The sequence below is a fragment of the Pseudoalteromonas sp. LC2018020214 genome, assembly GCF_016598755.1.
Lineage (GTDB): Bacteria > Pseudomonadota > Gammaproteobacteria > Enterobacterales > Alteromonadaceae > Pseudoalteromonas > Pseudoalteromonas distincta.
The window spans coordinates 2,806,545-2,830,760 of the sequence record NZ_CP066804.1 but is presented as its reverse complement, the minus strand read 5'-3'; the positions used below and the strand labels follow the sequence as shown (position 1 = coordinate 2,830,760).

The 24,216-nt window shown below is 40.1% G+C and carries 25 protein-coding genes and 1 pseudogene; 17 read left to right on the top strand and 9 right to left on the bottom strand.

Features of this window, described 5'->3' with window-relative positions; translation table 11 throughout:
* The 4 genes from JG479_RS12555 to trmB are packed head-to-tail and all read left to right on the top strand — an operon-like array spanning window position 1 to window position 2,989.
* Window positions 1-621, top strand: a complete 621-nt coding sequence (locus JG479_RS12555; protein WP_039489680.1) for a flavin prenyltransferase UbiX — start codon at window positions 1-3, stop codon at window positions 619-621.
* Window positions 621-1,550, top strand: a complete 930-nt coding sequence (locus JG479_RS12550) for an ABC transporter ATP-binding protein (protein ID WP_024595485.1) — start codon at window positions 621-623, stop codon at window positions 1,548-1,550. Before JG479_RS12555 ends, JG479_RS12550 begins: the two co-directional genes overlap by 1 nt.
* Window positions 1,551-2,318 (top strand): ABC transporter permease, encoded by a 768-nt coding sequence (locus JG479_RS12545; protein ID WP_002961025.1) that lies wholly within the window; start codon window positions 1,551-1,553, stop codon window positions 2,316-2,318.
* Entirely contained in the window at window positions 2,318-2,989 is a 672-nt protein-coding gene (gene trmB / locus JG479_RS12540) for a tRNA (guanine(46)-N(7))-methyltransferase TrmB (RefSeq protein WP_039489682.1), read from the top strand. Before JG479_RS12545 ends, trmB begins: the two co-directional genes overlap by 1 nt.
* A gap of 6 nt (window positions 2,990-2,995) precedes the next feature.
* Here the strand turns inward: trmB and JG479_RS12535 are convergent, their stop codons facing one another.
* Window positions 2,996-4,876, bottom strand: coding sequence for a bifunctional diguanylate cyclase/phosphodiesterase (locus JG479_RS12535; protein ID WP_033020723.1), 1,881 nt, complete (start codon window positions 4,874-4,876; stop codon window positions 2,996-2,998).
* A gap of 266 nt (window positions 4,877-5,142) precedes the next feature.
* Here JG479_RS12535 and panP point away from each other — a divergent pair, with 266 nt between their 5' ends.
* A complete protein-coding gene (gene panP / locus JG479_RS12530) occupies window positions 5,143-6,768 on the top strand; it encodes a pyridoxal-dependent aspartate 1-decarboxylase PanP (RefSeq protein WP_024595231.1) in 1,626 nt (541 codons plus the stop codon).
* Window positions 6,769-6,820: 52 nt separating this feature from the next.
* On the opposite strand, the gene serA is transcribed toward panP, so the two are convergent.
* The 5 genes from serA to metK form a co-directional block, all read right to left on the bottom strand.
* Window positions 6,821-8,050, bottom strand: a complete 1,230-nt coding sequence (serA, locus tag JG479_RS12525) for a phosphoglycerate dehydrogenase (protein WP_024595232.1) — start codon at window positions 8,048-8,050, stop codon at window positions 6,821-6,823.
* 9 nt (window positions 8,051-8,059) lie between these two features.
* Window positions 8,060-8,713: a ribose-5-phosphate isomerase RpiA gene (rpiA, locus tag JG479_RS12520; protein WP_002958979.1), complete on the bottom strand. Its 654-nt coding sequence runs from the start codon at window positions 8,711-8,713 to the stop codon at window positions 8,060-8,062.
* 53 nt (window positions 8,714-8,766) lie between these two features.
* Entirely contained in the window at window positions 8,767-9,363 is a 597-nt protein-coding gene (locus JG479_RS12515; protein WP_200219433.1) for a 5-formyltetrahydrofolate cyclo-ligase, read from the bottom strand.
* Between the two features lie 18 nt (window positions 9,364-9,381).
* Window positions 9,382-9,930 (bottom strand): hypothetical protein, encoded by a 549-nt coding sequence (locus tag JG479_RS12510; RefSeq protein ID WP_200219432.1) that lies wholly within the window; start codon window positions 9,928-9,930, stop codon window positions 9,382-9,384.
* A 175-nt stretch (window positions 9,931-10,105) separates the two neighbouring features.
* Window positions 10,106-11,257, bottom strand: coding sequence for a methionine adenosyltransferase (gene metK / locus JG479_RS12505; RefSeq protein ID WP_002958976.1), 1,152 nt, complete (start codon window positions 11,255-11,257; stop codon window positions 10,106-10,108).
* A gap of 304 nt (window positions 11,258-11,561) precedes the next feature.
* Here metK and tkt point away from each other — a divergent pair, with 304 nt between their 5' ends.
* From tkt to JG479_RS12455, 10 genes and pseudogenes are all read left to right on the top strand, one after another.
* The gene (gene tkt / locus JG479_RS12500) at window positions 11,562-13,553 is read left to right on the top strand and encodes a transketolase (protein WP_200219431.1); all 1,992 of its coding nucleotides are present in this window, start codon (window positions 11,562-11,564) and stop codon (window positions 13,551-13,553) included.
* A 184-nt stretch (window positions 13,554-13,737) separates the two neighbouring features.
* Window positions 13,738-14,052, top strand: a complete 315-nt coding sequence (gene ppnP / locus JG479_RS12495) for a pyrimidine/purine nucleoside phosphorylase (RefSeq protein WP_002958974.1) — start codon at window positions 13,738-13,740, stop codon at window positions 14,050-14,052.
* A gap of 177 nt (window positions 14,053-14,229) precedes the next feature.
* A complete protein-coding gene (gene hpf, locus JG479_RS12490; protein WP_007376058.1) occupies window positions 14,230-14,586 on the top strand; it encodes a ribosome hibernation-promoting factor, HPF/YfiA family in 357 nt (118 codons plus the stop codon).
* A 202-nt stretch (window positions 14,587-14,788) separates the two neighbouring features.
* Complete coding sequence (locus tag JG479_RS12485; RefSeq protein ID WP_200220342.1) at window positions 14,789-15,964, top strand: NRAMP family divalent metal transporter; 1,176 nt, start codon at window positions 14,789-14,791, stop codon at window positions 15,962-15,964.
* Window positions 15,965-16,035: 71 nt separating this feature from the next.
* Window positions 16,036-16,491 (top strand): GNAT family N-acetyltransferase, encoded by a 456-nt coding sequence (locus JG479_RS12480; protein ID WP_200219430.1) that lies wholly within the window; start codon window positions 16,036-16,038, stop codon window positions 16,489-16,491.
* 18 nt (window positions 16,492-16,509) lie between these two features.
* Window positions 16,510-16,926, top strand: coding sequence for a GNAT family N-acetyltransferase (locus JG479_RS12475; protein WP_200219429.1), 417 nt, complete (start codon window positions 16,510-16,512; stop codon window positions 16,924-16,926).
* A 59-nt stretch (window positions 16,927-16,985) separates the two neighbouring features.
* Window positions 16,986-17,299 (top strand): annotated as a pseudogene (locus JG479_RS12470) (helix-turn-helix domain-containing protein).
* A 336-nt stretch (window positions 17,300-17,635) separates the two neighbouring features.
* Window positions 17,636-18,763, top strand: a complete 1,128-nt coding sequence (locus tag JG479_RS12465) for a DUF3800 domain-containing protein (RefSeq protein ID WP_200219428.1) — start codon at window positions 17,636-17,638, stop codon at window positions 18,761-18,763.
* Between the two features lie 232 nt (window positions 18,764-18,995).
* Window positions 18,996-19,748, top strand: coding sequence for a hypothetical protein (locus JG479_RS12460; RefSeq protein ID WP_200219427.1), 753 nt, complete (start codon window positions 18,996-18,998; stop codon window positions 19,746-19,748).
* A 34-nt stretch (window positions 19,749-19,782) separates the two neighbouring features.
* On the top strand, window positions 19,783-20,244 hold the full coding sequence (locus JG479_RS12455) for a hypothetical protein (RefSeq protein WP_200219426.1): 462 nt from the start codon (window positions 19,783-19,785) through the stop codon (window positions 20,242-20,244).
* Window positions 20,245-20,339: 95 nt separating this feature from the next.
* Here the strand turns inward: JG479_RS12455 and JG479_RS12450 are convergent, their stop codons facing one another.
* The 3 genes from JG479_RS12450 to JG479_RS12440 form a co-directional block, all read right to left on the bottom strand.
* Complete coding sequence (locus JG479_RS12450; RefSeq protein ID WP_200219425.1) at window positions 20,340-21,527, bottom strand: vWA domain-containing protein; 1,188 nt, start codon at window positions 21,525-21,527, stop codon at window positions 20,340-20,342.
* Window positions 21,528-21,793: 266 nt separating this feature from the next.
* Entirely contained in the window at window positions 21,794-22,639 is an 846-nt protein-coding gene (locus tag JG479_RS12445) for an AAA family ATPase (RefSeq protein ID WP_200219424.1), read from the bottom strand.
* Window positions 22,640-22,691: 52 nt separating this feature from the next.
* Complete coding sequence (locus JG479_RS12440) at window positions 22,692-22,931, bottom strand: DUF1653 domain-containing protein (RefSeq protein ID WP_138489539.1); 240 nt, start codon at window positions 22,929-22,931, stop codon at window positions 22,692-22,694.
* A gap of 60 nt (window positions 22,932-22,991) precedes the next feature.
* On the opposite strand from JG479_RS12440, the gene JG479_RS12435 reads away from it, so the two are divergent.
* Window positions 22,992-23,471 (top strand): DUF2947 domain-containing protein, encoded by a 480-nt coding sequence (locus tag JG479_RS12435; protein ID WP_002958965.1) that lies wholly within the window; start codon window positions 22,992-22,994, stop codon window positions 23,469-23,471.
* 75 nt (window positions 23,472-23,546) lie between these two features.
* Window positions 23,547-24,182: a hypothetical protein gene (locus JG479_RS12430; protein ID WP_002958964.1), complete on the top strand. Its 636-nt coding sequence runs from the start codon at window positions 23,547-23,549 to the stop codon at window positions 24,180-24,182.
* The last annotated feature ends 34 nt before the right edge of the window (window positions 24,183-24,216 follow it).

Genomic DNA, 24,216 nt, shown 5'->3' with positions numbered 1-24,216 from the left:
GTGCAATTTAAAGATAGAATTACGCTCGCTTTTAGTGGTGCATCGGGTGCGCCTTATGGGCTTAGGTTACTTGAAGTATTACTAGAGCAGCAATTTCAGGTCTACGTTCTCATCTCAAGTGCAGCACGCGTGGTGCTTGATACAGAATCAAATATTAAGCTCTCTGGTAATGAAGATAAAGCCACAGAGCAGTTAAGTACGCTGTTTAATGCCAAACCTGATCAGCTAAAAGTATACGGTAAAGATAACTGGTTTAGCCCTGTGGCTTCGGGCTCTGCTGCTCCTAAAAAAATGGTAGTATGCCCATGTAGTGCCGGGTCGGTTTCTGCAATTGCAGTGGGGGCGTCTGATAATTTATTAGAGCGCGCCGCTGATGTGGTAATTAAAGAACGCGGACAGCTCATTTTAGTGCCTCGCGAAACACCATTTAACGAGATTCATTTAGAAAACATGCTTAAGTTATCTCGTTTAGGGGTAACAATTATGCCAGCCGCGCCTGGTTTTTATCATAAGCCACAAAGTATTGAAGACTTAGTTGATTTTATGGTGGCGAGAATTTTAGATCATTTAAATATTGAGCATAACCTAACAAAACGTTGGGGTTATGGTGAGGGTAAGTAATGAATAAGCAAAATATTGCTTTAAATATAGAAGGCCTTACCAAGGTTTATAAAAATGGTGTTGAGGCTATTAAAGGCGTTGATTTACAAGTTGAAGAGGGCGATTTTTTCGCTTTGCTTGGTCCAAATGGAGCTGGTAAATCAACTACTATTGGTGTTATTTCGTCACTTGTTAATAAAACAAAAGGCAAAGTAGAAGTATTTGGCTGTGATATTGATACTGATTTAGAAGCTGCAAAAGCGCATTTAGGCTTAGTGCCGCAAGAGTTTAACTTTAGCCAGTTTGAAACGCTTAGCCAAATACTGGTTAACCAAGCCGGTTATTATGGTGTGCCACGTGGCGAAGCCCATAAACGTGCTGATAAATACCTAGCGCAGCTAGGGTTATTAGAGAAAAAAGACAAGCAAGCTCGTACGCTTTCAGGCGGAATGAAACGTCGATTAATGATTGCACGCGCCCTTATGCACGAGCCAAAATTACTTATACTTGATGAGCCAACAGCGGGTGTAGACATAGAACTTCGTCGTTCAATGTGGGATTTTTTACGCCAAATAAATGAGCAAGGCGTTACTATTATTTTAACCACACACTACCTTGAAGAAGCTGAGTTACTGTGTAAAAACATAGCGATTATTGATTCTGGTCGAATTGTGGAAAACACCACCATTAAAGCACTGCTTGCAAAACTTGATAAAGAAACCTTTATTTTAGATTTAAAGATGCCAGCAAACCCTGTCACGCTTGAAGGTTATAAGTTTACGATGACGGACGATCATACTGTTGAAGTAGAAGTCGCTAAATCACAGGGCTTAAATGCGGTATTTAGCGCATTAACAACCCAAGGAAATACAGTATTGAGTATGCGAAATAAAGCAAACAGACTAGAAGAGTTATTTGTAGGATTACTAGAGCAAGGGCGGGGCGAATAAATGTTTAAATATGGCGTAGCCTTAAAGAGTTTATGGATTAAAGAGTGTATTCGTTTTTTACGTATCTGGGTACAAACCTTAGTGCCGCCAGCAATTACGATGAGCTTATATTTTGTTATTTTTGGTAACTTAATTGGTTCACGTATTGGTGATATGGGCGGCTTTAGTTATATGGAGTTTATTGTACCTGGCCTTATAATGATGTCGGTTATTACTAATTCCTATTCCAACGTAGCCTCTAGTTTTTACTCAACAAAATTTCAAAAAAGCATTGAAGAGCTTTTAGTTGCACCTGTGCCTAATTACATCATTGTACTGGGTTATATGGGCGGCGGTATGACGCGTGGTATTATGGTGGGCTTTATAGTTACCTGTGTATCGTTATTATTTGTTGATATTCAAATTCATAATATTTTTGTAATTATGGCGACCGTTATTTTAACCTCAGCTGTGTTTGCTTTAGGTGGTTTAATTAATGCAATTTATGCAAATAGCTTTGACGATATAAGCATTATTCCCACCTTTATACTAACGCCATTAACTTACTTAGGCGGTGTATTTTATTCAATAACGTTATTGCCAGAATTTTGGCAAAACGTATCGCAAATAAATCCTATTATTTACATGGTAAATGCATTTCGCTATGGCTTTTTAGGTGTGTCGGATGTTGATTTAAGTGTAGCGCTAGGTGTTATTTTGGTGTTTATTACGGTGTTATTTACTTTAGCGCTAACTTTAATTAAAAAAGGTGTGGGGCTAAGACACTAATGAGTGATGCAAATTCACGTAGTATTGTATCTAATCAAGCGGGTATTCACGAAAAGCTTGATGAAATAGTAAATAAGCACTTAGATGCTGAATTTAAAAAGCCAATAGCAGCGCATACCCAAGCCGCATTTGACGAGGTTAATGCTAAAGTACAAGCCTTTAGTGGCCCGCTTATTTTGGACTCGTGTTGTGGCGTGGGTGAAAGCTCAGCTAACTTAGCTAAGCGCCACCCTGATGCACTTATAATTGGTATTGATAAATCGTCGCACCGATTAGATAAGCACGATGTTGAATATAAGCAAACCGACAGTGGTCAGTACATCTTAGTGCAAGCAGATTTAAATGACTTTTGGCGTTTAGCGGTAGCCGCCAATTGGCAACCTACGCACCATTATTTGTTGTATCCAAACCCGTGGCCTAAATCTAAGCATATTCGTAGGCGCTGGCATGGCGCAGCTATTTTTCCATTTATCGTTAAGTTAGGTGGAAAATTAGAAGTGCGCAGCAATTGGGATATTTACGTTAAGGAGTTTGCTCGGGCGCTTGAATTAACAGGCAACCCTTGCGATGTAACACTTTATGAGTCAGACGATGCAATTACGCCTTTTGAGCGTAAATACTGGGCCAGTGGCCAGCAAAGCCACCGACTCGTTATAAACTTACCTTGCTAAAGTAAGTTAAAGTGCTAATTCTTCTGTAACCGTATTAACATGTGGCACTGGGTGGGCAAAATAGTTGCCTTGCATTAGTGTCACATTCGCCTTTTTAAGTGCGGTTACTATGGTTGTATTTTCTACCGACTCTGCCATTAATTGTAAACCAAGTTGATTGGCAAAACTGGCTATATGTTCTATAAACAAGTAGATATCTTTGTCATTCACTATTTGCTTTATTAGTGCGCCATCTAATTTAATACCATCTACTTCAAGCTTAAGTACGTTTGATATATTTGAATAACCACTACCAAAGTCATCAATAATAACCTTAACGCCTTTCGTTTTAACCATTCCAATAAATGCTTTTACTTCAGAGAAGTTGGCAATAGCTTGGGTTTCTAAAAGCTCTAATGTGATATTACCTGGATGCGGGTAGCGCTTAAGTTCGTCCGCAATAAACTCACTTAAATTAGGGTCGAGCATATCTTGTGCTGTTATATTTAAACTCCAGCAAATATCGGTTTTTCTAAAGCGACTAACACATTGTGAAAATATAGTACGGGTAAGTATTCCGTCCATTCTTGAGCGGGTAACAACATTTAAAAATGCATCAGGTTTTAATACTTCTCCTTGCGCTGTTACCATTCGAGCTAAACATTCGTATTGAACGACCTTATTGGTATTTGTATCAATAATGGGTTGAAAGTAAGGCACTATACGATTGTTATCAAACGCTTCTCGCACTTCTTTAGCCATTTCTACATTGTATTGATATTGCGTTTTTACATCGTGTAGCGCTTTTGAATAGTTAACTACACTATGCCTGCCTTGTTTTGCTTGCAGCGCTGCTATATGAGCGTTTTCAAGTAGTAGCGATTTATTACCACTGGCAATACCTGCACATAGGGTTATGTAGATAAAAGGGTCAGTTAACACTGGGGTATTAAAGTTATATGTTTTTACGAGATCGGTAAATTCGTCATTACTCATTTCCTTAGGCGCGAGTAATACTATTTTATTTGTTGCTAGTCTGTATATATGGCAATGCGTAGAGCTTCTGAGTTTAAAGTGAATAAGTAAGTTTTTCATTACCTTGTCACCCACTTCCGTGCCGTAAAAACTGTTTATATCTTCTATTTCATTAACCCAAATAACGGCTAATTGCATGTGATGTGCATTACTTTTTTTAATAAAGTACTCAAGTGCAATATGATTTGAAAAACCAGTACTTGAGTCAGTTGCTAAAGACCGTTTTAGTAAATAAATATATATGGCGGCAACGAGTATCGCGATAAAAAAGAAGAAGCTAGCCATTGCAGCAGCTTTTGATACGCTTTCTTTAAGTTTCTCGTTTAAATCATAAATAGTTATATCGGCACCCGTTAAATAGGTATTGCCGTTAATTGGGTCAACGTAAGGAATAAAAATTGTTTTAAAGTGGCCCCACTGATCGCTCGATATTTCAAATACTGGCTCTGTTGAATAAAAAGCACTTATATTTGCATCGGTAGCTTCAGGGTAGAGATCTAAAAATTGAGTTACCTTGCCATTATTCTGATCGTCTTGCGTGTAGCTTGATGAGCTAAAAAGCACCTTACCGTCTTTTAAAATCATTGAATAGACATAAGCAATATCAAGTGCTTGAGCAAACTCAGAGAGTTGTTTACTTTTATCTTGATAGTAAGAAAAACTTATATTATCGCCTTGATTAACCGCACTTAAATAATCGTCACCTAAAATATGTTTAACGCTGGTGGCGGCATTAAGTAAGCGATTATCAACCGACTGCATTATTTCAGCACGCGTGGTTTGGTAAGTGTAGTAAACGTAGGTTAGCAAGCTTATTAAAAACAAGCTAAAGCCTGCCACTATCCAACTAACTTTGACTCTTCCTTCTGGCATGTGTGTCCCTTTTTTGTTATCAAATTTATTATACCCAAAATAAGTAAATGCCCAATAAATAATTAGGTTTGGTAGAGTTTTAATTAAATTATCATTTTTTTGTCATCGCTTTGATTGCTTTTATAGGTTTAAACGAGACATTTTAGTTATATTGCAGTAAAGTTAGCGCAATTTTTAAAGAAACACGATTGCTCCAAATGTCCTAATAAGTAGGCGTTTTTGATGGGTAAGCGCGTGTTTTAGCTACACACACACTAGGTATTAAGATGGATCAAAAGCGTTGTGCCGTCGCCTCTAAAGAAAGCCTTAAGCGTATATTTACTGTACCTGAAGCGCCAGACTCAACTTTAAGCAAAATCGAGCTTGAAATTTCGAGTAATTTAGCAGGTTTTCTAAACGAAAATATAGCGGCAATTGAAAAACCATTACATGAAATAGAAAAAGATTTTCAATCGGCAGTGATCCCAGAAGATCCAACGTTTGTCTCTGCTTATGCCCAAGACATAATGGAGCAACTTGTTGCACATTCTGTGCATACAGCTGCGCCTAGTTTTATTGGTCACATGACCTCTGCCTTGCCGCACTTTTTATTACCGCTGTCAAAATTGATGGTAGGGCTAAATCAAAATCTAGTAAAAATAGAAACATCTAAAGCGTTTACGCCTCTTGAGCGTCAAGTGCTTGGGATGATGCATCATTTAGCTTATGGGCAAGAAGACTCATTTTATTCTAAATGGATGCACAGTGCTAAAACCTCATTAGGTGCATTTTGCTCTGGTGGTACGGTTGCTAATATTACTGCGCTTTGGATTGCGCGAAACCGCTTATTAAAACCTGATGGCGATTTTAGAGGTATCGGCGCACAAGGCTTAATTGCCGGTATGCTGCATTACGGTTATAAAGGTTTAGCGGTATTAATATCAGAACGCGGGCATTACTCGTTAGGTAAATCGGTTGATTTACTCGGCATTGGTCGCGATAACTTAATTGGTATTAAAACCTGCGAAAATAACAAAGTTGATGTAGGAGCTATGCGCGAAAAAGCACGTGAGCTTGAAGCGCAAGGCATTAAAGTAATGGCGATTATTGGGGTCGCGGGAACAACCGAGACCGGTAATATTGACCCACTTGATGAAATGGCCGACTTAGCACAAGACATTAACTGCCATTTTCATGTAGATGCAGCATGGGGGGGAGCGACCCTTTTATCGAGTACGCACCGTCCTTTACTAAAAGGGATTGAGCGAGCAGACTCAATTACCATCGATGCACATAAACAAATGTATGTACCAATGGGAGCGGGTTTGGTTTTATTTAAAGACCCCGCTGCAACTGATGCAATAGAGCATCACGCTGAGTATATATTACGTAAAGGTTCAAAAGACTTAGGTAGCCACACGCTTGAAGGCAGCCGACCGGGTATGGCAATGTTAGTACACGCTTGCTTACGTGTTATTGGTCGTAAAGGTTACGAAATGCTGATTGATCGAAGCATCAAAAAAGCACATTACTTTGCTGATTTAATTAAGGCTGATGAAGACTTTGAGCTTATTTCGGAGCCTGAGTTGTGCTTATTAACGTATCGTTATGTACCTAAGCAAATTAAACAAGCAATAGCCGATGCAGATGCCGCAACTCGGTTAGATATTTTTGCTTCACTGAACCGTTTTACTGCCAGTATGCAAAAGCGTCAACGCGAGTCTGGTCGCTCATTTGTATCACGTACACGCTTAACGCCTTCTAAATACGACAATCAACCAACGGTTGTATTTAGAGTGGTCCTTGCTAACCCGCTTACCTCAGGCGCTATTTTAAAAGAGATATTAGCTGAGCAAAAGGAGTTGGCTGCAACAGATCCGGTATTCAAAAAATACTTGAGAAAGTATATGTAATCTAAATACAAAAAAGGGTCCATAAGGACCCTTTTTTAATATCAAAGAATGGTTAATGTAAAATACGTGCTCTAATTGTACCCTCAACAGCGCTTAGTTCTTTAAGTGCTACTTCAGATTGATCTGTATCAACATCAATAACTACATAACCAATAGATGCGTCTGTTTGTAGGTATTGCGCAGCAATATTAATACCGTGCTGTGCAAACGCTTGGTTAATTTGCGTTAGTACACCAGGGCGGTTGTGGTGTACGTGTAATAAACGGCTACGATTAGCAAGCTCAGGTAGCGATACTTCAGGGAAGTTAACCGCAGTAATAGTTGAGCCATTATCTGAATATTTAGCCAATTTACCCGCTACTTCAATACCAATGTTTTCTTGCGCTTCTTGTGTAGAACCACCAATGTGCGGCGTTAAAATAACATTGTCGAATTGGCGCAGTGGCGATACAAATTCTTCATCGTTAGATTTTGGCTCAGTAGGGAACACATCGATTGCTGCACCACTTAGTTTTTTCTCTGTAAGCGCTTCTGCAAGAGCATCAATATCAACAACAGTTCCGCGTGAGGCATTGATCAAAATAGACCCCTGCTTCATAACTGCAAGTTCTGCTGTACCAATAAGGTTTTTAGTTTGCGGTGTTTCTGGTACATGTAAGCTAATAATATCAGAGCGTTGTAACAGCTGAGTAAGGTTATGAACTTGTGTTGCATTACCCAGTGATAACTTATCTTCAATATCGTAAAACTCCACGTTCATACCGATATTTTCAGCCATAATACCTAGCTGAGTACCAATGTGACCGTAGCCAATAATACCTAATGTTTTACCACGTGCTTCAAACGAACCATTTGCTGTTTTTAACCAGCCACCACGATGAGCCGCTGCATTACGCTCTGGAATACCACGTAATAAAAGTAGTATTTCGCCAAGTACAAGTTCAGCAACTGAACGAGTATTAGAAAATGGAGCGTTAAATACAGCAATACCACGTTCGCGTGCTGCATCTAAATCAACTTGGTTTGTACCAATACAAAAACAACCAATAGCAACTAGCTTTTCAGCTGAGTCTAATACGGCTTGGTTAATATGAGTACGAGAACGAAGTCCTACAAAGTGAACATCTTTAATGCGCTCTTTAAGCTCGTCCTCAGGTAAGGATGTTTTAACGTAGTCGATATTGCTGTAACCGTTACGTTTTAGCGTTTCAACAGCGCTTTGGTGAACACCTTCAAGCAAGAGAATTTTAATTTTGTCTTTTGCTAACGATACCTTACTCATAACCTCATCCTATTTAATTTGTGGCCCATTTTTGGTACCGATAATCACTTTATCAGCACCTCGCATCGCAAATAGGCCGTTGGTAACTACGCCAACAATTGAATTTATTTGTGTTTCAAGTTGTTTGGCATTGGTAATTTTTAAGTTAAATACATCTAATATAACGTTACCATTATCGGTAACTACGCCTTGGCGATAAACAGGGTCACCACCAAGTTTTAATAATTCTCGTGCAACGTAGCTGCGCGCCATTGGAATAACTTCTACCGGAAGCGGGAAGTCGCCCAATGTATCTACCAGCTTTGTGTCATCAACAATACACACAAACTGTTTTGCAACTGCTGCTACTATTTTTTCACGTGTTAGCGCAGCGCCGCCGCCTTTAATCATTTCGTTTTGAGCGTTTATTTCGTCAGCGCCGTCAACGTATACATCTAAAGCATCAACGTTATTAAGTTCAAACACTTCAATACCTAACGCTTCCAAACGTGCAGTTGACGCTTCTGAGCTTGATACAGCGCCTACAATAGTGTCCTTTACTGAGCCAAGGGCATCAATAAAGTGATTAACAGTAGAGCCTGTACCGACACCTACAATGGTGTTTTCTTTTACAAACTCGAGTGCTGCCCAAGCAGCTGCTTTTTTTAATTCGTCTTGTGTCATTGCTATGTGCTCATGTATGTCAGAAATATGCGGCTAGTAACCAAAATTAAATGTTACCAACAGTATGTTTTATCTGGGGTGATAATGGTTTTAAGTGGTACGTCCCATGACTCGATTGGTAGAGCATCAACTAATTGGCATTCATGTGCAAGGCCAATTAGTTGCGGTTTTTGCCAATTTTGTTCATGTAAACGCGCCAATGTCCGGTCGTAAAACCCACCTCCCATTCCTAGGCGATTACCTTGTTTATCAAATGCAACTAATGGCATAAGGAGGTAATCAAGCGCTGGTAATGGGCATATTTGAGAGCAGTTCAGCTTAGGCTCCAAGATACCATAGCGATTTGCCCTCATGGGTGAGTTTTTCTCATAGCGCTGAAATAGTAAATTAGCGCCATTGAATGGGTGTATTATAGGTAGATAAACAGCATGGTTTAAGTTCCATAATTCTTTAATTAACAATGAAGTGTCTAGTTCTCCGTCGTTACTTAAATAAATGGCAATATGCTTTGAATTCGTTGTATTTTCGCTTTTTAAGTGTTGAATAAAATTCATTTTTAGCGATTGCGCAGCAATTATTTGCTGATTATTTGACAAGTTTTTACGGGTGTTACGAATTTCAGCTCTTATTTGTGCGCGTTTATTGCTCATTAAACTAATTAGCCATTTTTAAAAAGAGAATAAATCGGGAAAAATCAAAAAAACAGCCAGTACGACTAGCAAAATGGTGGCAGTTGCAATCAATGAATATAAAAGTAAGTTACTGCGTTTTTTAGGAGTCGCTAAATCCTCATCTAGCATTAGGTCGTCATTTTGCCATTCGTCTACACTTTCGTCTGGTGTATTTAATTGAGCTTCAGGAAGGCGTTGCTCTAGCTCATCTAGCTTTTCTTCAAGGCGTATTAAGCTGCTAGTGATGTAATCAAGTGCATCAAAAATACGTTCATCACGTTGGTTGTTATTTGCAGCTGCGGGGGAGCTATTTTGAATCGCATTTGAAACAGCTTGCAGCTTACTTTTAATACCTAGGCTTGCTAATAACTTAGTCTGTTTTAACGCTTTGTCTTTATCGCTTGGCGCAAACAGCGGCTTACCTTTAAAAAAAAGAGCTACTTTTTCATCTGACGTTTTTAATTTTGCAGCTAAGTTTGCCCACGCTGTTTTTATGTCAACGTTATCGGCAAGTCCTGCAAATATAACGCGAAAGTTATCGGCCATTTAACTATCCCTAAAGCTTTTATAATGAAATGAGTATATACCTAAAGTACAAAAGAATTCGAGGTTGATTTTATAGTTATTTTGTAGACGTACTACAAACAATGTAACTGATAAGTTTTAGATACAAAAACGGCCCTATTAAGGGCCGTTTTTAATTTACTTCAACACTTTTAGCTTAAAGGCCAGCAGCTGCACGAAGTGCATCAGCTTTATCTGTACGTTCCCAAGGGAATTCGTCACGACCAAAGTGGCCGTAAGCCGCTGTAGGAAGGTAGATAGGGCGCTCTAAATCAAGCATTTGAATTAAGCCGTAAGGGCGCAGGTCAAAGTGTTCACGAATAAGCTCGATTAAACGGCTTTCTTCTAACTTGCTTGTACCAAACGTTTCAACGCTGATAGATGTAGGCTCTGCAACACCGATTGCGTAAGAAACTTGTAATTCACATTTATCAGCAAGACCAGCCGCAACTACGTTTTTAGCAACGTAACGTGCAGCGTATGCAGCTGAGCGGTCAACTTTTGATGGATCTTTACCAGAGAAAGCACCACCACCGTGACGAGCCATACCACCGTATGTATCAACGATGATTTTACGACCTGTTAGACCACAATCGCCCATTGGTCCGCCAATTACAAAGCGACCCGTTGGGTTAATGAAAAATTTAGTCGCGCTTGTAATAAGCTCTGCAGGAAGTACCGGCTTGATGATAGTTTCCATCACCGCTTCTACTAAATCTTTTTGCGAAATGTCTTCGCTGTGCTGAGTAGATAGTACTACTGCATCAATACCTACTGGCTTACCATTTTCGTATGCAAAAGTAACTTGAGATTTTGCATCTGGACGTAACCAGTTAAGCTCGCCGCTTTTACGTACTTGCGCTTGGCGCTGTACTAAACGGTGTGAGTAAGTAATTGGCGCAGGCATTAGCACTTCTGTTTCGTTACATGCGTAACCAAACATAAGACCTTGGTCGCCAGCACCTTGTTCTTCTGGGCTAGTACGGTCAACACCTTGGTTAATGTCAGGAGACTGTTTACCAATAGTGTTTAAAATTGCACATGAATCGGCATCAAAGCCCATGTCTGAATGCGTGTAGCCAATTTCACGTACTGTTTTACGTGTAATTTCTTCAATATCAACCCATGCGCTAGTAGTGATTTCACCACCAACCATAACCATACCTGTTTTTACGTAAGTTTCGCACGCAACACGGGCATGAGAGTCTTGCTCTAGGATAGCATCAAGTACCGCATCAGAGATTTGATCGGCGATTTTATCCGGATGACCTTCAGAAACTGATTCAGAAGTAAATAAATGTTTTGCCATTGTATTTCTGCTCACAAATATTGCGCTTCACAAACGTCGGTATTAGCGCTAAAAAATTAAGGGGCGTATTTTATCGAAAACAAAACACCTTGCATAGTGTTTTTACGCCTAGACGTCTAAATAAAATTACTAATAACTTTTTGGTCTTAAAAAATATTCATAATGCCTCACTTTTATAGGGTTTTTAATTGCACACAGCCCCCACAATAAGTAAGAATGGTCGATATAAACAAACCCAAGTTACTTGGGTGCATAAACAAACACATAAATACCCGCGCAAATACACATAAAGGTAGGAGAATTCATGCCATCTCGCAAAGAACTTGCAAATGCTATTCGCGTCTTGTCAATGGACGCAGTACAAAAGGCCAAATCTGGTCACCCTGGAGCCCCTATGGGCATGGCTGATATCGCAGAAGTATTATGGCGCGATTATCTAAAACACAACCCAACAAATCCAGAGTGGGCTGACCGTGACAGATTTATTCTTTCAAACGGCCACGGTTCAATGCTTATCTATTCTCTATTGCACCTAAGTGGTTACGACTTACCACTGGACGAAATTAAAAACTTCCGTCAAATGCATTCTAAAACACCAGGTCACCCTGAATATGGCTATGCACCAGGAATCGAAACTACTACGGGTCCATTAGGTCAAGGGATCACAAATGCCGTAGGTATGGCAATTGCTGAAAAAGCGCTAGCTGCACAGTTTAACCGCGAAGGTCACGATATTGTTGATCACTTTACCTATGCATTTATGGGCGATGGCTGCCTTATGGAAGGTATTTCTCATGAAGCTGGTTCACTTGCTGGCACATTAGGTCTGGGTAAACTTGTTGCATTTTGGGATGACAACGGCATTTCAATCGATGGTGAAGTAGAAGGTTGGTTTACAGATGACACGCCAGCTCGCTTTAAAGCGTACGGTTGGCATGTAATCAGTGGTGTTGATGGCCACGACAGCGATGCTATAAGTGCTGCAATTGCAGAAGCTAAAAGTGTTACCGATAAACCATCACTAATTTGTTGTAAAACAATTATTGGTTACGGCTCACCTAATAAATCTGGTAGCCACGATTGTCACGGTGCACCACTAGGTGATGACGAAATTAAAGCGTCTCGCGAATTTTTAGGTTGGACTGGCGATGCGTTCGAAATTCCTGATGATATTTACGCACAATGGGATAGCAAAGAAAAAGGTCAACAGCTTGAATCAAGCTGGGACGAAAAATTTGCAGCATACGCAAAAGCATACCCAGAGCTTGCAGCTGAATACAAGCGTCGTATTAATAACGAACTGCCTGGCGATTGGGCTGAAAAATCTCAAGCGTACATTGAGCAATTACAAGCAAACCCTGCAAACCCAGCGTCTCGTAAAGCATCGCAAAATGCATTAAACGCATTTGGTCCGTTATTACCAGAATTTATGGGTGGTTCAGCCGATTTAGCAGGCTCAAACTTAACAATTTGGGATGGCTCTAAAGGTTTAACACACGACGATGCAAGCGGTAACTACATTTACTACGGTGTACGTGAGTTTGGTATGTCGGCAATTATGAATGGTATTGCCCTTCATAAAGGCTTTATTCCTTACGGTGCTACGTTCTTAATGTTTGTTGAATATGCAAAAAATGCCGTACGTATGGCTGCATTAATGAAGCAACCAAGCATTTTTGTATACACGCACGATTCAATCGGTTTAGGTGAAGATGGTCCAACTCACCAACCAGTAGAGCAAATTGCAAGCATGCGTTTAACGCCTAACTTATACAACTGGCGCCCATGTGACCAAGTTGAGTCGGCAATTGCATGGCAACAAGCTATTGAGCGTAAAGACGGTCCTACATCGTTAATCTTTACTCGACAAGGTCTTGAGCAACAAGCGCGTGACGCACAGCAATTAGCAGACGTTAAAAAGGGTGGTTACATCCTTAGCTGTGACGGCAACCCTGAGATTATTTTCATTGCGACGGGCTCTGAAGTGCAACTAGCACAAGATTCAGCAACTGAGCTACGCAGCCAAGGTAAAAAGGTACGTGTTGTTTCTATGCCATGTACTGATGCCTTTGAAGATCAAAGCGCAGAGTACAAAGAAAGCGTATTACCGGCATCTGTTTCACGCCGCGTAGCAGTAGAAGCAGGTATTGCTGACTACTGGTACAAGTACGTAGGTCTAAATGGCGCAGTAGTAGGTATGACTACCTTTGGTGAGTCGGCACCTGCTGGTGAGCTGTTTGAGCACTTTGGTTTTACAGTGGAAAACATTGTAAGCAAAGCAAACGAGCTTTTTTAATCGCTTTGATTAAATAAAGTAAGTAATTGAAAAGCCCGCACATGTTGCGGGTTTTTTTATACCCTAACATGAAGCAACTTCACCTTGAACAATGCTGCTTTCCTTGCAAGAAAGTAAGCTATCAGGCAAGGTGGTGCGATAAAATTTATAAATAAAAATCTTAAATTAATAGCAGGAGCTAAAAATGCCAAAGTTCGATAACGTAAGTGTAGTAAAAAAAGCCAATGTATATTTTGACGGAAAAGTGTCGAGCCGTACCGTTATATTAGGTGATGGCGAAGCGAAAACGTTAGGCTTTATGCAACCAGGTGAGTTTGTTTTTGATACAAACCAAAAAGAATGCATGGAGCTTTTAGCTGGCCAATGGGATATTTTATTACCAGGGGCAAGTGAGTGGAAAACATTTAACGCGGGTGAATCGTTTAATGTTGATGCAAATGTAAGCTTTAAAGTAAAAGTATCTGATTTTGCTGACTACTGTTGTTCGTACACAGATTAATCAATACAGCTAGACGTCTGAAAGCCCATGCTCTATGGGCTTTGCATAAACTTTGCACAACGCATGATTTAAATCACCAAAAACCGCAAATAAACCTCAAATATCTCTCTTTTTTCCTTGTGTTAATCTAAATAGCCCCCAATACTATTTATGAGGTAACAAATAAAAGGATACCCTATGAAAATTAATCTTTCTGGTCACCATGTTGAAGTTACTGACTCTATTAGAGAGCACATCAACGAAAAATTTTCAAAAATCGAGAGCCACTTTCCATCGCTTATTGCACTCGATATTATTTTGTCTAAAGAGCATCATAAAATCCAAGCTGAAATTAGCACTAATTACGAAGGCACGCGCATATCGGTAAAAGGGGAAAACGAAGTTATGTACCCAGCCATTGCAAGCGCAGCTAAAAAACTCGATGCGGCACTAAAACATCGAAAAGGGCAGATAAAAGCAAACTTACACGAAAAGCCTGTTAGCACTACACCTGAAATCGCACACGAGATCATCCAAGAGATGGATCTTAAATAAAATTTAGTTCCAAAGTATTGTAAAAAAGAGCCGTATGGCTCTTTTTTATTGCCTGTAATTTAGGTAAGTTATGCGTTCTTGCAGTTTATTAATTATAAAAATTAATAAAAAGAACACACAACACACATATTTTGAGAAATTAATGCACACAACAAAAGCAGTATGGAAGTCTCGACTAGGTGCGCTTGGACCTGGAATACTCATGGCAACAGCCGCTATTGGCGGTTCTCACTTAGTTGCCTCTACGCAGGCTGGAGCAATATTTGGCTGGCAACTATTTTGGCTAATCCTTGTTGTTAATGTTTTAAAGTACCCATTTTTTCGCTTTGGTATGGAATACACACTCGCCACTAAAAATAGCCTAGTGGAGGGCTATAAGAGTAAAGGCCCGTTTTATTTTTACAGTTTTATTGGCTTAAACATTGTAGCCGCTGTTGTTAATACCGCTGGCGTATTACTGCTTACCGCAAGCTTACTGCATTACGCGCTGCCTTTAGTGATAGAGGTAACACTGCTATGTTGGATATTGCTCGGTGTGTGCTTAGCCATATTATTGTTAGGGCACTTTAAAGCGCTCGACAGTGTGGCCAAAGGCATAATGGGGTTATTAACGCTGGCTACCGTTATTGCGTTAGTTATCGCGTTTAGTAATGGCCCAATGGCGCCTGCTGATTATGTTGGCCCATCACCTTACGAGCTGGCTATGCTTAGCTTTATGGTGGCTTTAATGGGCTGGATGCCAGCACCTATCGAAATATCTGCATTAAGTTCTTTATGGCTAAAAGAAAAACAAGCCCAGCAAACAGTTTCTAAAAGCCAAGGCTTGTTCGATTTTAACGTAGGTTACTGGCTTACAGCTGGCTTAGCCTTGGTATTTTTTAGTTTAGGTGTATTAGTGCAATACGGCCAAACCAGTAGTATAGAACTCGGCGGTGTCGCGTTTGCCAAGCAGCTTATAGATATGTACGCACTCACAATAGGCGAGTGGGCAAGGCCGCTTGTATCAGCAATCGCTTTTTTATGTATGTTTGGTACTACACTTACCGTGCTTGATGGCTACGCCCGTACGCTTAACGAATCCCATAAACTACTTGGCTTTGGGCAATCAAAACACAGCTTAAATATTTGGTTAATACTACAAGCCCTTGCCGGTATGGCCGTTATTTTATTTTTTAAATCAGCCCTTGGCCCCATGCTTACCTTTGCAATGACACTTTCATTTGTAACAACGCCTGTTTTTGCATGGCTTAACTTTAGCCTTGTGCGCTCAGAGCCTGCTATAAAGCACAGCGTGCTATTACGTAGTTTAACGTGGTTAGGTTTAGTGTATTTAGTAGGCTTTGCTGTTGCGTTTGTAGTATGGAAACTAGCAGCCTAAATAGAGCCACTTACTTTAGGGTTTTAATTAAAGCCCTAAAGCATTAAATTCTAGGATTAAACGAGGTATAAGTGGATATTAGAATAGGTGAGCTTTCAAACCCACACGTTATAAAACTACTACAAGCGCACCATAACGATATGTTAAAACACTCACCCGTTGAGAGCGTACATGCACTTGATGTGAGTAAACTCACTCAGCCCGATATAACTTTTTATAGCTTATGGATTGATAATAATTTAGCGGGTGTTAGCGCATTAAAAGCGCTCAGTGCCACTCATGGCGAAATTAAATCAATGCGCACATCAAGCAGCTATTTACGCCAAGGCATAGCCGCTAAGTTACTCACCCATATTATTGAGCAAGCAACACTTCGTGGTTATAAAAAGCTAAGTTTAGAGACCGGCACTGCTGAAGCATTTTTACCCGCACAAAAGCTTTACACTCAGTTTGGTTTTAAAGAATGCGAACCATTTGGTGATTATGAGTTAGATCCTTACAGCTTGTTTATGAGTAAAGGGCTTTAAAAGTGAGTAAGGGATATAATGGTTTATAAAGTTGAACTTAAAGCTCCAACACTGGATGAATTTACTAACCTACGCGCACAAGCAAAGTGGCAAAACCCTGACGATAAAACATTAAAAGCAAGCATTGAAAACTCACTTTTTTGGGTTGCCGTATACGATACTGATAAGTTAATAGGCACTGGTAGAATAATCGGTGATGGCGCAATGTATTTTTATATTCAAGATGTAATTGTTGCGCCAAGTTATCAAAAACAAGGCATAGGTCATTTAGTTATGACCTACATTGAAAACTACCTAAACAACACCTGCTCTAATGGCGCTACTATAGGTTTATTAAGTGCTCACGGTAAAGAAAGTTTTTATAGACAATATGGTTATGTAAAGCGTGATGGAGATGTTTTAGGATTAGGAATGTGTAAGTTTATTAGCAAGTAATAATAAATATTGCTGCATGATATCAAGATTATTAATATAACTTTCAAAGGTATGGCGCAATGAGCAAACGTGATTTATTTTCAGAATTAACGACAGTACTTATGGACGCTAAAGCGCATTCACAAGGAAAGCTAACGTTAGGTACTCATTCAGTAAATGATATTAACGCCCTTGCTATCTCGCCTGATGAAATAGTAAATATCGAGAAACATTTAATATGTCGCGTGGTGTGTTTGCTAACATTCTACATACTTCAGCAAGAACGCTTGAAAACTGGGAACAAGGTCGCAGTGCACCTAATGGGCAAGCGATAATATTGCTAAAGCTTGTGCAGCGTCATCCTGAGACGCTAAATCATATAGCTGAGTTGTAAGTTCCTTTGGATTATTTATTTTAAAAGACAAAAAGAAAGACGCGATCTATTACTTTCTTGTGGCAGCTAAGAGCGAAAAGCAGATCGTCGTTGTTTTGATTTTCTTCTGCTTGTTTACCAATTTCTCGTATAGTCAGAAAATCGAGCGGTTAGGTCGTTTTCATCCTAAAGTAAATTAAACTTTACAGTAAAAAGCTATTTTAGTAATAAGTTATCCATTATGATAAAACTACTGTAAGTAGAAAGTCGATACGGTTCACGGTAGAAAAACGACCCAATCGCTTGTAGATTAAGATTGTTATATTCACAGGCAAACATTGTCATATAAGGATATATATGAGTAAAGGTAAAGAGGGGGCTTTCATATATGCCGATGAGTCAGGACACTCAGGCAAAGAAATTTTTAGTGAAAAGTCACCTATTTATTATCAAGGCGCAGTAATATCCGTTGGTGAAATCGAAACCAAAGTTGCACCAATAATTCAAAAATATTGTACTGATAATGGATTGGAAAGATTACATGGTTTCGAACTCGGAGAAGAGAAAGTAAGTAGCCTTTGCTTAGAGTTGTTGGCAGCTTTAGACGATACTCAATGGAGGTTTCACTACACAACACTTCAAAAAAGGTATATAGCACCAACTAAATTTGTTGATACAGTCTTTGATTGTTGGGATAACCCCGCAGTCCATCCTTTTTGGTACACAACTGAACTATTCAGACACACATTATGTATATTAATAGATGACATGATGGAAGACGGTTTAGACGTTGAGTTTTGGAACTGTTATTTAAAAGACGATTTGGATGGCCTAATTAATATATGTAAAGCTTTGCTGGAAAAAGCTCCATATATTTACGATAAAAGAGCATGTGAAGTTGTCACGGCAGGTCTAAGTTATGCGATAGATAACCCTGATATTTTCACCCTAATATCAGCTAAAGGTAAAAGCGCATATAAAAAACAGACGCCGAATATTATTGCTTTTTCTAGTTTATTAACTGCCGCGCATAGGTTTTGCAAAGAGTATGGTGTATCAGTTTCCGAGCTTATTCATGATCAGAGCGATGAATTCAAAGGAACGATGCGAGAGTATCACCGCATGTTTTTTGGTGTCGACTTTGAAGAAGATAAATTCGGTGGTATCCCTCTATTTAAAGAAGTCGAATATGAATTGGGAGAATTCAAATTAGAATCTTCAAAGGTATCATATGGATTACAAGTGGCTGATCTTTTCTTATGGTTAATTCAAAGAGATTTTAAAAATAATAGCCTTGAAAAAACGAAGGCTAAGATATTAAACAACTCTAGTGATTTCGTTATTTCAAGATCAATGTCTTTATTAATTATCCAAGCTAGGCGCTTTCAATTAATGCAGCAAGAACTAACGCCTGAGATGATAAAAGCAGGTAAAGAGCTAAACAAAAAAATTGAAGCCAACCAAAAAGCTGCAATGGATAAATGAATATAACAAGCGCATGTTGTCGAATGATTTACCGCTGCGCTCTAAAGCATCCGCAAATGCGTGCGCTGTGCCTCAATCATGAGTTGACACATTTGGCGGAACAGTTGAAAATGCATGTGGACCTGTCGTCTAATTTGGAAAGGCACCACTCTTTGAGCGGGATCCCGGTTCGATTCCGGGTAGGTAAAGAGCATTTTCAGCGAGTGTTTTTTACCTACCTTGGATTGGATGAATGCTAGAACAAGAAAGACTAGAAGTATTTGCTGCCCAAACAGAAAACGTTAGAGCTTTGGAACAGGCATGGAAGCACATTAACAAAACCATTAATGCAGCTTACTCTAGCGGCGATAATTCTACAGCCGAAATTCATACCAAGCTGCTAGCACAAGTCTACTGCGCATTCGCCGAAGCTGTATTCTCGAAAGTAATCCACACACCTGATGGACTGACCCTCGATGAGATTTCACAAGTAAAATCTCGAGGAAAGAAAAATATCGTGGATGCTTGGAAAAAGTGTGTCGAGCTATCTCTCCAAAAAGTAGAAGGTAAAAGTAGTGGTCATGTCGCTAACACACGTAAAAAAATCGAGTTATTGATAGACCATTATATTTATGATCCAAGCCTTCTGAGAAACAAGATCGCCCACGGTCAGTGGAAGGTCGCACTTAACTCAAATAACACCAAGGTCAATTCAGCTTTAACCATAAAGATTCAGGCAATTTCTGTTGTTGACCTTTACCGGCATAAAGAAGCTTTTCAAAGCTTATTTCGCATCGTTGAAGACATTATTGAATCTCCTAATAAAGCACACCATAGGGATTATTGGTCTCATATAACAGAGTTTGAAGAATCTCAGTGCAAGATGGCTAGTTGGACTATCGAGAACAAGATTGCCTCATTAAAAGCAAAAAAGGAACGTTTTAAACACGCCAAAGGCATAACAAGTCAAAGCAGCCAGACACAGCAGAGCTGCGTCGCTGTTTGAAACGTTAGTCATAGAGTATTAGGAGCATCGTCCTTTGAAAATTGAACATCATGAAGAACTCTTTCCATATCTTAAAGGTAAAGTTTTTCATGTTACGCCTTCAGTAAATATGCAAGCAATTAGAGATGCTGGCGCTCTATTTCCAAATCATCACCTTAATCAACCATCAAGGTTTGGAAATACTGAGAATGGCTTTTTTAGGCTTCGGGGCTGTGTTTCTTTTTTTGACTACCGTGGCTTTGGTACTCTTGAGTGGAAGGAACATGCCTATAAATGTCTTCCAACAATGTTCCTGAAGCGAAACAACCCAATCACAATACTTTTCTTATGCGAAAGTCAGTTCCATAAGCTTGAGTCTTGGAAGGTATGGAAAGAAGAAGCAGCTTGGCACCAACGCGTTGTTCCGTATGTTGAGACTGGATATAAGGGAAGAGTTTCACTTGAGTTTATTATAGAAGAACTGGGCGTTGAGTCCGATAACAACTATCAAGTGTAGGTACAGGGACAAAATTTTCGCTTCGCTATAATTTCCCCCGTGCTACAGGTATTGTAGATCCGCTTATGGCACTGGGCTGTCATTGATATTAACTATCAACTCAGCTCTTTTATCGCTCTACTTATCCCATCTAAACTCAGCGCATACATGCGGTTGTTCATTAACTCTTTTATAAAGCCAATCGATTGATAGTAAGGCCAGTGTTCAATGGGTTGTGGGTTGAGCCAGGCGACTTTATCAAAGTGGTTTGTGACACGTGATAACCAGGCACTGCCGGGCTCTTCATTGTAGTGTTCTACCGAGCCGCCAGGGTAGGCTATTTCGTAAGGGCCCATAGTGGCATCGCCAACAAATATTACTTTATAGTCGCTGGTAAATTTATTAATCAGCGTCATGGTGTCAATCACGTTTGTATGTCGGCGCGCGTTGTCTTGCCAAACGTGCTCGTATAAGCAGTTATGAAAGTAGTAAAACTCTAGGTGTTTAAATTCGCTGTGGGCTGCGCTAAATAATTCTTCGCAGGTGTGGATGTAGTCATCCATTGAGCCGCCAATATCAAACAGCATCAATACTTTTACTGCATTGTGGCGTTCGGGTGCCATTTTAACATCAAGCATGCCGCCTTGTTTGGCAGTAGCGCGAATAGTCTCGTTTAAATCAAGCGTGTCGCTTGCGCCAGTGCGGGCAAACTTACGTAACTTTTTAAGGGCGAGTTTAACTGTGCGCGAACTAATTTCTCTGTCGGTGTCGAGGTTTTTGTATTCTCGTTTATCCCACACTTTTACCGCTTGGCGGTTACGGTTGCCGTCTTGCCCTATACGCACACCTTCTGGGTTATAGCCGTATGCACCAAAAGGCGATGTACCGCCAGTACCTACCCATTTATTACCGCCAGCGTGGCGTTTTTGTTGCTCTTCTAAACGCTCTTTTAAGGTTTTCATAAGCTCGTCGAGCCCGCCCATGGCTTTTAGTTGGGCTTTTTCTTCATCGCTTAGGTTTTTTTCAAACTCTTTACGTAGCCAGTCTTCAGGCAAGTTGTGTTGCAGCTTTAAGCTCTCGAGCAGGTCTAAGTCGGCAATACCGCTAAAGTAATCGCTAAAGGCTTTATCAAACCTATCAAAATGCGTTTCATCTTTTACCATGATGGTGCGTGCTAAATGGTAAAAGGCGTCTACGTCGGCAAATATAACGCCTTTTTTTAAGGCGTTAATTAAATCGAGTAACTCGCGCAGGCTCACCGGTAAGCGGTATTTACGCAACGTGAAAAAAAACTGTACTAACATGTTTGGGCCTGTTTATCTTTCGAGGTTAAATTTGCAGCAGTGTGTTTGGTATTTAGGTAAGGCAGAGCCTATGTAGTGTGGTTATTCCCCATAAATAGGCGATAACACAGCATAAATACCAAACACGCGCTGCCTGAAGGTTCGTCCTAGGGACGATTAACTCTTTGTTGCTCGGCTTTTACTTAGCCCACTAGGTTACAAACCTCGCGCCACGATTAAATCGTCCCTAGTTAGAACAAATTTTAATCCTGAAAGGTCAACAGGCCCTAACGGCTCATAAACGCGAGCTTTTCGATTAGGCTTATGTCTTGCTCATTTTTAAGTAATGCGCCAAACATTGGCATTAATCCGCCTTTTTTAGCTTTGTCGTGCAGTGTTTTAGCGTCTATGTCTTCAGCCATTAAAAGCTTTAACCAATCGAGTAATTCGCTGGTGGAGGGCTTCTTTTTAAGGCCATTGGCTTCACGTAAGTTAAAAAACACCTCAAGTGCTTGGCGTACTAAATCTTGTTTAACGTTAGGGTAGTGCACGTCAATAATTTGCTGCATTTCATCGCTGCTAGGAAAATCAATATAGTGAAAAAAGCAGCGGCGTAAAAATGCGTCCGGCAATTCTTTTTCGTTATTCGATGTGATGAGCACAATAGGGCGCTCTTTTGCGACAATGCGCTCGTTAGTCTCATAAACATGAAACTCCATTTTATCAAGCTCAAGTAGTAAGTCGTTTGGGAACTCTATGTCGGCTTTGTCTATTTCATCAATCAAAAGCACTGGGCGTTTACCGTTAAGCTCTGCATATGTAAATGCCTGCCAAAGCTTACCTTTAACGATGTAGTTGCCAATATTGTGTACACGCTCGTCACCTAATTGACTGTCGCGCAGGCGCGAAACCGCATCGTACTCGTATAAGCCTTGCTGCGCTTTAGTAGTCGATTTTATATGCCACTGAATAAGCGTAGTATCTAAGCTTTTAGCCAACTCCTCAGCCAGCATGGTTTTACCTGTGCCAGGTTCGCCTTTAATTAAAAGTGGTTTTTCGAGCATAATGGCAGCATTTACAGCTTGTTTAAGCGCGCTACTCGCTATGTAATTGTCAGTTGAATTAAATTGCACGGTGTACCCTTGTCTGGTCTGAGCAGTAAGTTATTTTGTTATAATGCCATAGTTAAGCAGCAGGTCCAATATAAGCAAAACGCTGTTTGACCTCACCTTCTTTTTCAACAGTTTCTAAAAACATACTAAGTGGGCGCGCCCATATACCAAATTCACCATAAAGTGCTTGGTAAATCACAAGTTGTTCCTCGGTTTCGCTATGGGTGGCAACATGAATAACTTTATATTGCGGGCCTTTGTAGTGTTGGTATATGCCTGGTTTTAGGGAAAGTGGTTTTATTGCTGTAGTCATGTTTTGATCTCTTGTATAATTTGGCTTTGCACTTTTAATGTTAACTAATTTGCCAATACTATGAACTATATTTCTTTAGATGATTACAAAAAGGCGTGGGTTTTTCGCCACAAAGATTTACCTGTATCTGATGAAGACGCAGCAAAAATAAAGCCTATGAGCGACGAGCGCGCAGCCGTACTTTGGACAACCATGGTGAGCCGTGAGTTTGATCACCCTGATTTTTTTGAAGACACCGATTGGTGTGGTCAAGAAAAAAGCTTTAGCCAAGAAGTAGATTGGCAAGATGCGTGGGAAAATGGCGATGCGTTACCACCAGAAGCAATCTTAACGTTTTTAGATTGGGAAGCTAACACCACGGTTTATTTTTGTATGGCACGCGATAATATTATCGAAACGACGTTTGATGTATTTAAACGCAATTGGCAAAACTTTATGTTTTTAGCTGATGGCAGTTTATTGATTGGTAAAAAGCGTAATACGGTTGTGCAATTTTTAGAATCAGGTAAAGCAAAATTAGGTGAAAAGCCAAGCGCTTAAAATAGTGCGCTGCGCTTAAAAAACATTCAATACTGTGTTATAAAACATTTACCTGAATATCTTTGAGTACAGCTTTTGGTCGCTAAAAATCAGTCACTTGGTGCTCAACAGCAAGTTGAAATTTGGCAAACTGATGCACAAAAAGTGTTGTATGCACAATTGTGCAATGCGTTTTATCAGCGTGAGGTTCAGCGATTAGTTGCAGAGCCTAATGCCGATAAACTGCGCCGCCAGTTAAAAAGCCTACCTTATTATATTGAGCGAGCGGCAACGTTAGTTGCCAATGGTGACACGCCTTTTACGCTTGATGCACAAAATGGTACGTGGCTCGAAAAGCAAAAACCGACCCCACCCGATGTGAATGTTCAAGCTAATGAACTTTTTTATCAAACGTATGCCAAAGTGGGGCTTATTGTGCCCGTTATATTGCATGGCTACGATCAGGTGCGTCTTAGAATAGACAGTATCGATCAGTTAGGCGAAAATAAGCTGCATTGTAACGAGCTTGGTTGGTTTGATTTTTTAGGAAATGGGCTAGAGCAGCAAAATGCTCAGCTAATAAAGCCAAGTAAAGTGAGTTTAACCGCTGCATGTTGCGGGCATCAGTGGCAATTTTCGAAGCGTTGTATGCCACGGGTTTTATCACTACGCGAAATGCTTTTAGCGGGTAGTATTAATTGGCGCAATTTAAAGCGCCCCTTAGCGTATTAAAGTTAAGGTATTTGGAATTTAAAATAAGGAGTGT

Coding starts and splice junctions, on each gene's coding strand:
- JG479_RS12550 (WP_024595485.1), top strand. CDS start 621: ATGAATAAGCAAAATATTGCTTTAAATATAGAAGGCCTTACCAAGGTT.
- JG479_RS12545 (WP_002961025.1), top strand. CDS start 1,551: ATGTTTAAATATGGCGTAGCCTTAAAGAGTTTATGGATTAAAGAGTGT.
- trmB (WP_039489682.1), top strand. CDS start 2,318: ATGAGTGATGCAAATTCACGTAGTATTGTATCTAATCAAGCGGGTATT.
- JG479_RS12535 (WP_033020723.1), bottom strand. CDS start 4,876: ATGCCAGAAGGAAGAGTCAAAGTTAGTTGGATAGTGGCAGGCTTTAGC.
- panP (WP_024595231.1), top strand. CDS start 5,143: ATGGATCAAAAGCGTTGTGCCGTCGCCTCTAAAGAAAGCCTTAAGCGT.
- serA (WP_024595232.1), bottom strand. CDS start 8,050: ATGAGTAAGGTATCGTTAGCAAAAGACAAAATTAAAATTCTCTTGCTT.
- rpiA (WP_002958979.1), bottom strand. CDS start 8,713: ATGACACAAGACGAATTAAAAAAAGCAGCTGCTTGGGCAGCACTCGAG.
- JG479_RS12515 (WP_200219433.1), bottom strand. CDS start 9,363: ATGAGCAATAAACGCGCACAAATAAGAGCTGAAATTCGTAACACCCGT.
- JG479_RS12510 (WP_200219432.1), bottom strand. CDS start 9,930: ATGGCCGATAACTTTCGCGTTATATTTGCAGGACTTGCCGATAACGTT.
- metK (WP_002958976.1), bottom strand. CDS start 11,257: ATGGCAAAACATTTATTTACTTCTGAATCAGTTTCTGAAGGTCATCCG.
- tkt (WP_200219431.1), top strand. CDS start 11,562: ATGCCATCTCGCAAAGAACTTGCAAATGCTATTCGCGTCTTGTCAATG.
- ppnP (WP_002958974.1), top strand. CDS start 13,738: ATGCCAAAGTTCGATAACGTAAGTGTAGTAAAAAAAGCCAATGTATAT.
- hpf (WP_007376058.1), top strand. CDS start 14,230: ATGAAAATTAATCTTTCTGGTCACCATGTTGAAGTTACTGACTCTATT.
- JG479_RS12485 (WP_200220342.1), top strand. CDS start 14,789: ATGGCAACAGCCGCTATTGGCGGTTCTCACTTAGTTGCCTCTACGCAG.
- JG479_RS12475 (WP_200219429.1), top strand. CDS start 16,510: ATGGTTTATAAAGTTGAACTTAAAGCTCCAACACTGGATGAATTTACT.
- JG479_RS12465 (WP_200219428.1), top strand. CDS start 17,636: ATGAGTAAAGGTAAAGAGGGGGCTTTCATATATGCCGATGAGTCAGGA.
- JG479_RS12460 (WP_200219427.1), top strand. CDS start 18,996: ATGCTAGAACAAGAAAGACTAGAAGTATTTGCTGCCCAAACAGAAAAC.
- JG479_RS12450 (WP_200219425.1), bottom strand. CDS start 21,527: ATGTTAGTACAGTTTTTTTTCACGTTGCGTAAATACCGCTTACCGGTG.
- JG479_RS12440 (WP_138489539.1), bottom strand. CDS start 22,931: ATGACTACAGCAATAAAACCACTTTCCCTAAAACCAGGCATATACCAA.
- JG479_RS12435 (WP_002958965.1), top strand. CDS start 22,992: ATGAACTATATTTCTTTAGATGATTACAAAAAGGCGTGGGTTTTTCGC.